11 protein-coding genes are annotated in these 12,170 nt (G+C 64.2%); all 11 read right to left on the bottom strand.

Going from position 1 to position 12,170, the window contains the following annotated elements; genetic code table 11:
- On the bottom strand, positions 1–567 hold a 567-nt coding region (locus HMPREF2883_RS06570), incomplete at its 3' end, for a lipopolysaccharide biosynthesis protein (RefSeq protein WP_371080483.1).
- Between the two features lie 87 nt (positions 568–654).
- Complete coding sequence (locus HMPREF2883_RS06565; RefSeq protein WP_070659962.1) at positions 655–1,083, bottom strand: serine O-acetyltransferase; 429 nt, start codon at positions 1,081–1,083, stop codon at positions 655–657.
- Positions 1,083–2,189 (bottom strand): EpsG family protein, encoded by a 1,107-nt coding sequence (locus tag HMPREF2883_RS06560; RefSeq protein WP_070659957.1) that lies wholly within the window; start codon positions 2,187–2,189, stop codon positions 1,083–1,085. The genes HMPREF2883_RS06565 and HMPREF2883_RS06560 overlap by 1 nt, the downstream gene beginning before the upstream one ends.
- Before the next feature lie 9 nt (positions 2,190–2,198).
- A complete protein-coding gene (locus tag HMPREF2883_RS06555) occupies positions 2,199–3,350 on the bottom strand; it encodes a glycosyltransferase (RefSeq protein WP_070659954.1) in 1,152 nt (383 codons plus the stop codon).
- Between the two features lie 65 nt (positions 3,351–3,415).
- A complete protein-coding gene (locus HMPREF2883_RS06550; RefSeq protein ID WP_070659951.1) occupies positions 3,416–4,198 on the bottom strand; it encodes a glycosyltransferase family 2 protein in 783 nt (260 codons plus the stop codon).
- Positions 4,199–4,229: 31 nt separating this feature from the next.
- On the bottom strand, positions 4,230–4,916 hold the full coding sequence (locus HMPREF2883_RS06545) for a sugar transferase (RefSeq protein ID WP_070659948.1): 687 nt from the start codon (positions 4,914–4,916) through the stop codon (positions 4,230–4,232).
- Entirely contained in the window at positions 4,913–6,124 is a 1,212-nt protein-coding gene (locus HMPREF2883_RS06540) for a DegT/DnrJ/EryC1/StrS family aminotransferase (RefSeq protein ID WP_070659968.1), read from the bottom strand. Before HMPREF2883_RS06540 ends, HMPREF2883_RS06545 begins: the two co-directional genes overlap by 4 nt.
- On the bottom strand, positions 6,124–7,980 hold the full coding sequence (locus HMPREF2883_RS06535) for a polysaccharide biosynthesis protein (protein ID WP_081384586.1): 1,857 nt from the start codon (positions 7,978–7,980) through the stop codon (positions 6,124–6,126). The genes HMPREF2883_RS06540 and HMPREF2883_RS06535 overlap by 1 nt, the downstream gene beginning before the upstream one ends.
- Positions 7,981–8,858: 878 nt before the next feature.
- Positions 8,859–9,995, bottom strand: a complete 1,137-nt coding sequence (locus tag HMPREF2883_RS06530) for a tyrosine-protein kinase domain-containing protein (RefSeq protein ID WP_256277368.1) — start codon at positions 9,993–9,995, stop codon at positions 8,859–8,861.
- 455 nt (positions 9,996–10,450) lie between these two features.
- Positions 10,451–11,392, bottom strand: a complete 942-nt coding sequence (locus tag HMPREF2883_RS06525) for an ATP-grasp fold amidoligase family protein (protein WP_070659942.1) — start codon at positions 11,390–11,392, stop codon at positions 10,451–10,453.
- A gap of 211 nt (positions 11,393–11,603) precedes the next feature.
- Positions 11,604–11,783 (bottom strand): hypothetical protein, encoded by a 180-nt coding sequence (locus tag HMPREF2883_RS06520; RefSeq protein ID WP_070659939.1) that lies wholly within the window; start codon positions 11,781–11,783, stop codon positions 11,604–11,606.
- Positions 11,784–12,170: the final 387 nt, after the last annotated feature.

Genomic DNA, 12,170 nt, shown 5'->3' with positions numbered 1-12,170 from the left:
CGCGACAAGACCACCCACCAGGTAGCCGATCGTGAAGGACCACAGGTACCCCTCCACACCCAAGTGCGCACGAAACAGGAGCAGGTAGGTAGACACCACCATGGCCAGCGCATTGATCAGCCCATAGACCACGAAGCGGCGCACGTGGCCCATTCCGCGGGCGAGCTGAGTCGTGGCCTTGAAGACGCACACCGAGCAGAACAGGACGAAGAAGGACCCCGCGTGCTCCATACCCCACACGACACTGCCCAGGGCGCACAGCACCCCAGTGCACACGATGCCCCCACCCAGGACCACCAGGGAGCCGGCGAAGAGCTCGTCCTTGCGAACGTCGTCGTCGATGGAGAACCGGTAGAGGGCCTCCACCACACCGAGCGAGAGCAACGGCAGCACGATCTCGATCGCACTGTTGAGCAGCTCAGCCGTCCCGTACTCACCAGCAGTCAGCGCAGTGGTGTACAGGGGCATGAGGACCAGGGAGACCGCCTTAACCGCTAGACCCCCCAGGGCGAACACCAAAGTATTGCCCAGCAGGAAAGCAACACGCCCCTTATGACTCGCCGACACCGAACTGCACCTTCCAGGCCTCGATACCGATGGTCTCATCACCCATGTTGGGTGAACCGATAGAGGCACCCCGCCGCAGAGCCCATGTCATGCAGCCTTCTCCCTGATGATCCTGGCCGGAACTCCCGTGACCGTCGCGCCAGCAGGGACATCGTGGATCACAACGGCACCCGCCCCGATCATCGCGCCATCCCCAACAGTGATCGGCCCGAGAATCGTCGCTCCACAGCCCACGACAACATCCTTGCCTAACACGGGAACTGTCTCGATGCCCTTACGACCACCGATGGTCACCCCGTGCCCGATGTGACAGTCCGTACCGATCACGGCCCGAGGGTGGATCACGACGCCCAGGGCATGGTGCGGGAAGTCTGTGTTCTCGCCGATGCGGGCAGCATACGGAACGTCGCAGGCGAACACCGCGCGCATAGCTCCGCGGATGAGGTATGCGGCGGGCGCAAGATGATGGCGCGAGAGCCACCGAGCGGCCGAGTATGAGACGTAGACAGGATCCATTACGGGAGCCCTTCCTCGAGGAACGTGCGGTAGGGGAACAGGTGGTACCACTCGGGGCGGTACAGGAAGAAGATCGTGGTGGCCGCAAAGGCGATGACGACGAGCAGGGCACTGACGTAGGAGCTCTCGGGCCGCTCGCCATGCGCCGCGAGGTTGGCCAGTCCGACGGCGAAGGGCAGGGTCAGGTACATCTCGAGACGGTCCAGGAGATTGAATCCGAGTGCGATCACGACCATGGCGACATCCGCTACCGCCAGGGCCAGGAGGATGCGGGTGCGCCCGGAGGGGTCGGCCTCCACCGAGGCGTTCCAGCCGCAGGTCGCTGCCAGGAGCAGGAGGATGATGCGGGTGATGATCAGCAGGACCGTGGCCGAGCGGACGCCTCCGTCTGCGTAGTCGCTGTGCAGGTAGTGACCGTAGTAGGCCGAGGAGATCAGCAGCCAGGTCAGGAGCCAGCTCAGCGAGAACATGACGATGCCGATGAGGGCGCCCCACTTGAACCAGTCCCCGAAGGTACTCAGCCTCATATACGGAATGAGGTAGACGACGAGCAGCAGCAGCACACTGACATGGAACTGCGAGGCGAGAACAACGAGAAGCACGTAACGCACCAGCTTGCGCTCCATGAGCGCGGGGACGGCCAGCAGGAAGATCGCCACCGCGATGCCCTGACGCACAGCGAGCATGAGGTCGTAGAAGACGGACATACCGAAGGCGAAGAGAACTGCCAGGGAGTAGCTGGCGGCATACCGCTTGATGAACAGGACCACTGAGCCGTAGACGAAGACCGAGGTGATGAGCAGCAGGATATTGAAATCCTGCGTGAGGCGGCTGACCAGGTAGTTGACCAAGACGTAGCCGTACTCGAAGCGGCTGACGCTCAGGGCCTCCTGGAAGCTGTCCGTGGCGGCGATCGCCTTGAAGACGCGGTGATACTCGACCGTGTCGTTGCCGACGCTGACGGCTCTGAAGGTGGAGAAGGCCGTGAAAGCAACGAAAGTGATACCCAGGAGGATCGGAGAACCGCGGCGCCCCGCATTGCCTCGCAGTCCCAGCAGAGCCGCGGGAAGGAGCAGAGTGGCGAACAGTGCGAAGTGGATCCACATACTGCTGTCTCACCGCCCGGCCAGGTCCCGGTACCGGTGAGCGAGCCGGCCGGCCTCACGCGTGATATCAAAGCCTGCGGTGCGCGTCAGGCTTGCGCCCTGACCCCTGCGTCCCAGGTCCCGCCCCAGGTCGATCGCCTGCGCCACCCGGGTGGCCCACCGGTCCGGCGTAGCCTCCAACGGTAGGAACTCGCAGTGCCCGATCGCGACCTCGTCGGGCACGCGGTCCGAGCAGACCATGGGCAGCCCCGCGCACTGAGCCTCGACTCCCACCATGGGCAGCCCCTCGAAGAGCGAGGGCAGGACCAGCGCATCCATGGCCTGGTAGAGCTCGGGAACATCCTTACGGTCCCCCAGGAACAGGACGTGGTCGGCCAGTCCTCCGTCGGCCGCACGCTCCTCGATCCCCGGGCGCAGGGCCCCGTCTCCGACAAGCACGAGGCGCGCCCCAGGTCTGAGGCGGAGCAGCTCGCCGAAGACGTCAAGAAGGAACCGGTGGTTCTTCTCCTCACTGAAGCGTCCCACGTGCCCCACTACCGGGCCGTCCCCCAGACCGAGCGCACGCCGGGCCTTGACGCGGGCCTGGTGATCGAAGCGGTAGGTACCCACGTCGATGGCGTTGGGGAGCACCTCGAAACGGCTACGGCGGAACATGAACTCACCGGCAGCCCGGGAGCAGGCCAGGCGCGCATCCGAGTAGGCACCAATATTGCGGCACACGATCCAGTTGCGCACGCTCTTGAGACGGGAGTCGGAGTAGGCGGTCGAGTGGGAGTGGACGGCGAAGGCACGTACCCCGCGGCGATGAGCCACCGGATAGAGGAAGCGCGAGAGGATGGGGTCATGGAGGTGCACTACGGGGTACTGCCCCGCATGCTGCTCCAGCAACTGCCCCAGGGATGAACGGATGCGCCCGATGCGGTTCCCGGCGTCGATGACATAGCAGCGTCCGCCCAGCGACTCGATCTCCTCACGGTGGGTCTCGTCGGGTGTGGCGTAGCAGAAGAAGTCGAGCACCACCTGCGAACGGTCCATGTGCCTGAGGTAGTTCATGAGCATGCTCATGACACCGGAACGCTGGGAGATTGATGAGTTGATCTGCAAGACCCTTAGAGGTCCGCCCCCAGAATCCTGCGGGGTCGATGACTGTTCCTGACTCATTGCCGGCCTCCCTCCGTCGGCCCCGGGCCGGTCCGGGGAACTGCTCGTCCTGCTAACGCCCGTCCTCATTTCATCTTGAGGGTCTTAATGAGGACCCACACGCCGATGTGGAAGACGGAGCGGGGGATGCTGAGATGCTCGATGTCGCGGTAGAGCATCCAGTGGTACTTGACCAGGCTCCGCTTGTTGGCCGACACCGATCCCGAGCGCAGCCGGTACCTCATGAGCACGACCGGCATCCCCCAGATGTAGGGCTCGGTGCGGAGCATGCGCAGCCACAGGGCGTCGTCGTTGCGCTTGCGGATGTTGGGCACCTCGAACTTGCCCAGGCGCGCCACGTCGTACATGACGGTGGAGTTGCCCACCGGGCAGTCCAGGAGCAGGCGGTTGTAGCTGATCCTGGTCGGGCTGCGCACGATCCTGCCGGTGGGCACGCCCTGCTCGTCGATCTGGGCGTAGGCGGTGCAGGACATGGCCACGCCGCGCGAGGTCATGAAGTTGATCTGGCGCCTGAGCTTGTCGGGGTGCCACAGGTCGTCGGAGTCCAGGAAGGCCATGTAGCGCCCCTGGGCCAGCTCCATCGCCCGGTTGCGGGCCATGGCGGCGCCGCTGTTGGTCTCCAGGCGCACGTACCGGATCCGCGGGTCGTCCTTGGCCAGGGCCCCGACCACGTCGGCGGTGTCGTCGGTGGAGCAGTCGTCGACGACGAGCAGCTCCCAGCGGGGGTGGGTCTGGGCCTGGACGGTGGCGATGGTCTCGGCAATGAAGGCGCCGCAGTTGTAGGTCGGCATGATGATGGAGACCAGGTCGGAATCCGGTTCGCGATTGTGCTCGGTGCCTGCTGTCATGCTTACTCCTTAGGTATCGTCGTTGCGCGTCTCATGTGGCCACCGCCAGGACGGTCCTCAGTGCGATCGACAGTTCCCGCCCGATACTGAAGTTCTGCACGTCGCGCAGGTTAAGGCGCATCTTGGCCGGAAGGACCTGGGTGAGGTAGGCATCCTGGCCCGGCGGGGCGGCGGCCAGGATCTCAGCCTCGTCCTTGAACTCGATGGAGGCCGTGGAGGTGACCCCGGCCGGCAGCAGCAAGGTGGCCCGCATCTGTGGGGTGTACTGCCTGACGTACTCGGGCACCTCCGGCCTGGTCCCCACGAAGCTCATCGTGCCGCGCAGGATGTCGATGAGCTGACTGATCTCATCGAGCCGGTACCGGCGCAGTACCGCACCGACCTTCGTGACCCGGGGGTCGTTGCCCCGGGTGATCTGGTCACCGGGGTCTGCCGGCCGGTGCGTCATGGTGCGGAACTTGACGATCCGGAACTCGCGTCCGAACTGGGTGACCCGCCGTTGGCGGAAGAACACCGGCCCGGGCGAGTCCAGCCTGATGAGGGCCGCCAGGATGACGAACAGCCACCCGAGCAGCACTATCAGGATCGTCGCTCCGACGACGTCGAGCAGACGCTTGAGCCGCAGCTGGACTCCGCGCCGGGACAGCACCTCGTAGTAGGGGCGGACCTCCTCGGTCCGCAGGGAGGCTGGCAGCTCCTCCCAGGGCGGCATCCTCATGATCGGCCCATCGCCGCGAGCGTCTCGAGCGCGCAGCTGATGACGTAGTCGACCTGCTCGTCGGTCAATGAGGTGTGCAGAGGCAGGCTCACTTCGTTGGCATAGAGGGCGTAGGCCCGTGGGAAGTCCTCAATGGTGAAGCCGAGGTTCCGGTAGGCGCTCAGCAGGGGCAGCGGCTTGTAGTGGACGTTGCAGGCCACGTCCGCACTCGCCATGCGCTCGATGAACTCATTGCGCGCCTCCTCCCCCAGGCCCAGCAGGTTCGCCAGGTAGAGGTGCCCGGAGGAGACGCTCCCCTCCTCATAGTGCCGTAGCGATGTCACGCCCGCCGGCGCCAGAGCCTGGTCGTAGCGGGTGATGATCTGGCGCCGTCGCTCGAGCATCGAGTCGTAGCGGGTCATCTGCGCCAGGCCGATCGCGGCGCACACATCGGTCATGTTGCACTTGTAGGCAGGGCTGACGACGTCGTACTCCCAGGCCCCCAGGCGGGTCTTGGACAGGGCGTCCTTGCTCTGCCCGTGCAGGGACAGCAGCATGTACTGGCGGTAGAGCTCCTCGTCCAGGTCCAGCTCCGGCCTCCACGTGACGGCCCCGCCTTCGGCGGTGGTCAGGTTCTTCACGGCGTGGAAGCTGAAGGTGGTGAAGTCGGCGGCACTGCCCGAGGGCGTGCCGTCGCGCCGGGCACCGAAGCTGTGGGCGCCGTCGGCGACAAGGGCGACGCGGCCCAGCGCCTCCTGGACCGGCCCTGCCGGGGTGAAGAGGTGGCTATGGCTGTCGACGACCGCGCGCAGGACCGGGTAGTCACACATACGTCCACCGACGTCGACCGGGATGACGGCCTTGGTCCGCGGGGTGATGGCGGACTCCAGGACCCGGGGGTCCAGCCCGTAACCGCCGTCGGCGTCACCGGCATCGACGATCACCGGGGTGGCGCCCACGTGCACGATCGGGGAGGCCGAGGCCGTGTAGGTGTAGGCCGGGACAATGACCTCGTCTCCGGGACCGATGCCCAGGACTCGAAGGGTCAGCTCCAACGAGGCCGTTGCGGAGTTCAGGCAGGCAGCCCGGGCGGTTCCGCAGCGCTGCGCCACCTGTTTCTCCAGGCTCTTGGTGCGCGGCCCCGTGGTGATCCAGCCCGATCGCAGCGCATCCACCACTTCCCGGCACTCGGCATCGGTGATGTCTGGGGGTGAGAAATCGACGCGCATCATCCTGCTCTCCTCATCGTCGGCGACGTAGTTGAATCGTGGTCAAAGCGCGGTTGGTAGGTGGGCACCGCGCGAGCGAGCTCCCGCTTGATCTCGTCATTCCCCTCGGGAAGGCATCGCTTCAGCCGAGCGATCGTGTCCTCCACCTCCTGCATGGTGGGCGGCGACGCCGTGGAGACGAGGATGGACTTGTTCTCGGTGGGATGCAGGTCCTCTCCGTCCATCCGCAGCTCCTCATAGAGCTTCTCGCCCGGCCGCAGCCCGGTGAACACCACCTCGATGTCACGTCCGACCCGCAGGCCCGAGAGCTTGATGAGATTGACGGCAAGGTCGTAGATCCGCACGGACTGCCCCATCTCCAGGATGAAGATCTCTCCGGCCCGAGACATCGAGCCTGCGGTGATGACCAGCTGGGCCGCCTCCGGGATCGTCATGAAGTAGCGGGTCATGTCCTTGTGCGTCACGGTCAGTGGCCCGCCTGATCGCAGCTGCCGCTTGAACAGCGGGATGACGGAGCCATGGCTGCCGAGGACGTTGCCGAAGCGCACGGCGGCGAAGACGGTGGTACGACTGGTGCTGGCCAGGGCCTGAACCTCCAGCTCACACAGCCTCTTGGTCGCCCCCATCACATTGGTCGGGTTCACGGCCTTGTCCGTGGAGACCAGGATGAAGTGGCTGCAGCCGAGCTCCTCAGACAGACGGCACACCATCCAGGTGCCCAGCACATTGTTCTCCACCGCCTCACGGGCGTTGTCCTCCATGAGAGGGACGTGCTTGTGCGCCGCCGCGTGGAAGACGACCTTGGGCCGGTAACGCTCGAAGCAGTCTCGGACAATCCGCTCATTGGTCACCGAGCCGATGACGACCGACAGGGACACCCCTCGCTCAGCGGCCTTGGACTGCATCTCGTGGAACAGCTCGTAGGCTGTGTTCTCATAGACGTCGAAGATGACGATCTGGCGAGGTTGGGCCTCGATGAGCTGGCGGACGAGCTCGGAGCCGATGGAACCGCCGCCGCCGGTCACCAGGACGACCTCTCCGCGCACGTAGCCCATGCTCATGGTGTCGAAGGCGACCTCATCGCGGCTGAGCAGCTCGGAGATCTCCACCTCCCGCAGTGCGATCCTGCCATCGTCCTGCTGGGCCAGGTCCCGGACGTTCGGGAGGGTCAGTATTCTCAGCCCCGTCTTCAGGCAGATGGCCAGGATGCGCTGGCGCTCGGAGGCCAGAGCCGAGAGGCAGGCGAGCACGATCTGCTCAGCCTGGCACTCCTGGGCAATGCGGGGGATGTCCTCACACGAGCCGTAGACCTTGACACCGTGGACGTGGCGACCGTGTTTGGTCACGTCATCGTCCACTAGGGCCACCGGCTCGCCGCGCATGTCCTCATCGCACAGATGCATGCGCTTAATGGTCAGCGAACCAGTCTGTCCCGCGCCGACGATGAGTGTGCGGGGCCGGGCCTCGTGCGCTCCCGCTCGGGCGCTGCGTTGCAGCTGGCTGCTCCACAGGGCCCGCACGGCGAGACGAGTCCCGGCGGTCATGATGGCGAGCAGTGCCCAGGCCATGACGTAGGAGCGCACCGACAGCCCGCCGTCGAAAGCCAAGGAGAACAGCAGATCCCCGCACACCGAGCCGACGACGGTCGCGTAGAGGATCCGCAGCGCCTCGGTCATCGAGGCGTAGCGCCACAGGCTGTTGTACATCTTGAAGGCGGCGAAGACCCCGACGTTGACAACCGCGAGGACGCCCACGGCCAGTAGGCCACCGGTTGCCCCCGTCGCCGTCGCCCACTTCGTGGTCCCCCACGCCGCGCAGTACAGGGCCAGGTAGGTGGCCAGAACGTCGACAACCATCAGGGCAATGGGCTCAATCCGGCACACGGGCAGGTTCACCCACGCCGGTCCACGAGCAGGCTGCTGCATGGGCGCGGATCCGATCGACGAAGAGGCGCTGGAGAGGGCCAACGCCTCATGTCCCTCGGATGCGCGTGACGACAGCGGCTTCGAATCAGGCTCGCGGCTCCCGGCACTCCCGTCGAGACGGCTTGTCGCATCGGAGGAGCACTGACGCGGCTCAGCCATGGGTCGTCACACTCCACTGCGCCGGCCGATAGGTAAAGGACGTACGGCCTGTGAGCGAGGAACTCTGATCAAGCGAGTCGCACTGGCAGAAGCGACAGAATTCAAATGTCATCAGGGCTTCAATCTGCGGATGGGCGAACAGCATTGGCTGATTCGCTGGACGGACTGGAAAATACGACTGCAATCACCGAAGCAGGCAACAACAGATCAACAACATGGCAGCTGAACCACATTCAGCCAGCACGAGTACTTGCCGTTTTTTACGGCTCTGCATCAATCTAACATCAGATGCCACCGATTGGAAGATTCTGACGTGATTCACTCGCAATCATCGTTTCTTGACAGAAACAACGCCAGTTGATGATATGAATTCACCAACCAACACTCGCCAACTGTTTGAAACAACAATACCAAGGCGACTAATGCTACATAACTGACAGATGTCTACACTGCGATTAAATAACAATCTCATAAACATCTTGACAGCGACAGTGAGTGTTCAGCACGCGCCTCGCGCACGAAAGAACGTAGCGCGACACCACACCCACTGCGAGAGACGGAGCATGCTTACCGAAGACGCTTCGGGGCCAACAGCGATTGCCTCACAAGTCCCAAGCCTCCGCGTGCCGATCATGACGTATGTCAGGAGCCTAGGCGGGCACACTCTCGGCGGGAACGGCGCTGCCCCGCACACCCTTGCGCTTTCCTCCGGGCTCCGACACGTTGTTGAGCACCACTCCAAGCATGCGACCGCCCCCTTGCTCGACCGCCAGGGCCGCCTCACGCAAGTCCTCCGCGCTGGTGCGACCAGCGCGCGCCACGAGAATGACGCCTCCGGAATGGGCAGCCAGGACCACTCCGTCAGTGAATCGGAGGACTGGCGGAGCATCAATGATGACCAGCCGGTCTGCTGCCAGCTCACGCAGCAGATCGCGCATCATAGGGGCCCCCAGCAGCTCGGAGGGATTCGCCGGCATTCGGCCTGCGGGCAGAAGCTCCAGGCCCTCCACCGCCCCCTTGATCAGAACCTCACCGAGGTACGCCGAGCCCGTCAGAACGTCTGCGAGCCCAGGACTGCCCTGCAGCTCGGTTGTGCTGCTGGGCGCACGCAAATCTCCTCCGACCAGGACAACCCGGTGCCCAGACAGAGCCAGAACCCGCGCCAGGCTGGCAGCGGTCACCGACGTCCCCTCCTGCGGACCGGCCGAGGTGACGACCATGACTCGCCGGCCGCCCTGAGACAACGCATGAAGCACGTTGGTGCGGGCCACACGCAGCTGCTCCTCCATCTTGAGCTCCGCCCCTCGACTCAGCCACCGCAGCGACGGAACCCGCGGCAGGGCACCGAGCAACGGCACCGACAGCGCCTCGCGAACCTCCTCGGGCCCCTTGAGACTCTTGTCGAGCAGCTCCTGAACGAGGATCCAGACATAACCCAGGACCAGCCCGGCCAGCAGCCCCACTGCCACACAGGTCACCAGGGCAGGCGAACGAGTCGCGCTGACCAGCTCGGCAGAGGACAGCAGGACGATCTCCACGGGAGAGTCCTCCCCCTCCAGGTCCTTGATCTCGACGGAGGCCTGGCGAACGACCTCGTCAGCCAGGACCTGAGCGCGGTGCGACGAGGAGGCAGTGACAGAGACCTGCACCGATACCGTCTCAGGGACCCTGGTCGCAGAGACCGAGGAGGCGAACTCCTCCGCCGTCTCATCCAGCTTGAGCGAGTCCACGACTCGCTGAGCGACCGCAGCCGAGGTGAAGACGGGGACCACGGCGTCGGCCTTCATTGCGGCGAGCTGTGCCGCATTGTATTGAGACTGCGTGCTCTGCGCCGGATCTCCCGCCACTTTCACGCGCAGATAGGCTTGGGAAGTCGCCGTATAGGTGCTTGGCGAGGCGAAAGCGAACAGCATCGAGGCCAGTACGCACATAACTAGCGCCAAAACCAGGGATCCAATACGTCGACGGGTCAGGTGAAGAAGGTCCTCTAGTGTCATCTACGCACCACCGGATAATATCAGGGCTGACAGGGCAGGGCGCCAATCAATGCGAAACTTCAATGAAAGAGCGCCATTATTTACGACCAAGACAGTAACACACCTGAGGTCACGACACGCAAGCGGTCGGTCGTTTTAATGAGGAAGCACTCATAACATCGATGAGTTCTTGAACATTTCTTCCCAATGAAGCGGACTCGTTTCGTAGGAAGTCTACGAAACACCTTCCCTGCCCGCTTGTCCCGTCACAGCATGACGCCCTTGAAGCACTTCTTCTCCGGCAGGATGATCCGGTCTCCGAACACGCGATCATAGCGTGAGGGAGTGAAGTCCGACAGTCCATCAGCATCCGTGAAGGTGATCTCGCCGAAGTAGACGTCTCCATCGACCTCGTAGAAGTCGATGCGCGCGCAGGCGAACCCCTTTCCGAGCTCGCCAGCCAGACAGAGCATGGTCTCCAGGCCTGCGGGCGCCGGGATGTCCGAGGCCCGGTCGGCTTCACAGGTGTACTCAAAAGGCGCTCGGGTCCAGTCAGGCAGGTAGGTGCCCCGCAGCGCACGTCCCTGAGTCCGGTCCACAGTGAAGATGAACTGGACGACCCCGTCGAACACCATGAACTTGTAGTCGCGCAGTCCTCCTGAGGCGTCACGCAGGAAGGGCTCGCACACGATGCGAGGCTCGCAGTACTCGTAGTGCAGCTCGAAACCGCCCTTCATCGCCTGGCGCAGGCCAAGCCACTCCCGCAGGCGTTGACGCGTCCTTGCCACATCGAGTGCACTCTTGTCGGGCACGAGGATGTTCCAACCAGAGCCATGCGTGGCCTTGAGAACGAAGCTGTCCGGGAGGGACTCGAAGTCGATCTCATCGGGCGAGTCCCACACACCCAGCAGGGGTACGAGGTACCTCTCCCCCACCTTGCCGGCAACCCACTGACGCACCAGGAACTTGTCCGCCAGGCGCCCCTTGACCGGCGTGGAGTCGTAGAGCTTGAGCCAGTGGATCTTCTCCGTCATGGTGCGCGGCTCCTCCACGTGGCAGGGACGGCACTTGAACAGCCAGTACCAGTGCTTGAGCGCAGAACGGTAGTGATCCGGGGACATCCGGCAGTTATGACGGTAGATCGCCCGCTTCAACCAGTTCTGAACCGGAGGGGAGAAAATGACCTCTGCGGCACCTTTGACACTCATTGTCAATACCTCTTAATGAGAGTGCCGGCAGCCCGGCCCAGGGAGGGGACACGCGCACGCCCCTCAGACCGCCGTGTCGGCGGCCTGATGAGTACCGGCTAGGGAGATGACAGAGGCGGTCCTGGGGGAACAGGAGCACGCCGTTGCCCGACCAGACCCTGGTGGCCGAGCAACGGCTTTATCCTGCATCACGCCAGATGTATTTGTAAAGTTAATCGACTGAGCGTGTTGAGTCAGGCCTCGCCCGCCCCGTGGCCGTCTCGGTAACCTTCTCGACGGTGGCGGTGGGCTCCTTCACAGCCGGGTCCGCCACAACGGAGGCGTCCACGCAGCCGACCTCCCGCTTGATGAGGTCCAGGTGGGCACCGGCCCAAGCACCCCCCGGACTCATGAGCCGGTCACTCCCCCTCAAGCACACAGGCCGTTCTCCCACTCTCCCACCCGCGCAGGGTTCACAGGGCCCTCCCCCTCCTCGGGCAAGTGCTCTTGGATCATCCCCGCTCACGCGGGGTTTACAGCTCCTTGAGCCGGGCCGCCATCTCCTCGGGGGGATCATCCCCGCTCGCGCGGGGTTTACAGGTTAGCAGCGTGAGCCATCAACTTGGCGTTGGGATCATCCCCGCTCGCGCGGAGTTTACCAAGGAGACGTCATCATGATGCCAGCGGACACCGGATCATCCCCGCTCACGCGGAGTTTACGTGCGGGATCCGGCCTCCCACCGGCTGACGGTGGGATCATCCCCCCTCGCGCGGGGTTTACTACTCGGTGAGGTCCTTC

The organism is Actinomyces sp. HMSC075C01 (assembly GCF_001812965.1).
Taxonomy (GTDB): Bacteria; Actinomycetota; Actinomycetes; order Actinomycetales; family Actinomycetaceae; genus Actinomyces; species Actinomyces acetigenes.
This window is presented reverse-complemented; position numbering and strand designations above follow the sequence as displayed.

Excerpts from the sequence above, each read along its gene's own strand:
- HMPREF2883_RS06520 (WP_070659939.1), bottom strand. The coding sequence starts at position 11,783 with ATGAGTCCGGGGGGTGCTTGGGCCGGTGCCCACCTGGACCTCATCAAG.
- HMPREF2883_RS06550 (WP_070659951.1), bottom strand. The coding sequence starts at position 4,198 with ATGACAGCAGGCACCGAGCACAATCGCGAACCGGATTCCGACCTGGTC.
- HMPREF2883_RS06535 (WP_081384586.1), bottom strand. The coding sequence starts at position 7,980 with ATGGTTGTCGACGTTCTGGCCACCTACCTGGCCCTGTACTGCGCGGCG.
- HMPREF2883_RS06530 (WP_256277368.1), bottom strand. The coding sequence starts at position 9,995 with ATGAAGGCCGACGCCGTGGTCCCCGTCTTCACCTCGGCTGCGGTCGCT.
- HMPREF2883_RS06555 (WP_070659954.1), bottom strand. The coding sequence starts at position 3,350 with ATGAGTCAGGAACAGTCATCGACCCCGCAGGATTCTGGGGGCGGACCT.
- HMPREF2883_RS06540 (WP_070659968.1), bottom strand. The coding sequence starts at position 6,124 with ATGCGCGTCGATTTCTCACCCCCAGACATCACCGATGCCGAGTGCCGG.
- HMPREF2883_RS06545 (WP_070659948.1), bottom strand. The coding sequence starts at position 4,916 with ATGAGGATGCCGCCCTGGGAGGAGCTGCCAGCCTCCCTGCGGACCGAG.
- HMPREF2883_RS06565 (WP_070659962.1), bottom strand. The coding sequence starts at position 1,083 with ATGGATCCTGTCTACGTCTCATACTCGGCCGCTCGGTGGCTCTCGCGC.
- HMPREF2883_RS06525 (WP_070659942.1), bottom strand. The coding sequence starts at position 11,392 with ATGAGTGTCAAAGGTGCCGCAGAGGTCATTTTCTCCCCTCCGGTTCAG.
- HMPREF2883_RS06560 (WP_070659957.1), bottom strand. The coding sequence starts at position 2,189 with ATGTGGATCCACTTCGCACTGTTCGCCACTCTGCTCCTTCCCGCGGCT.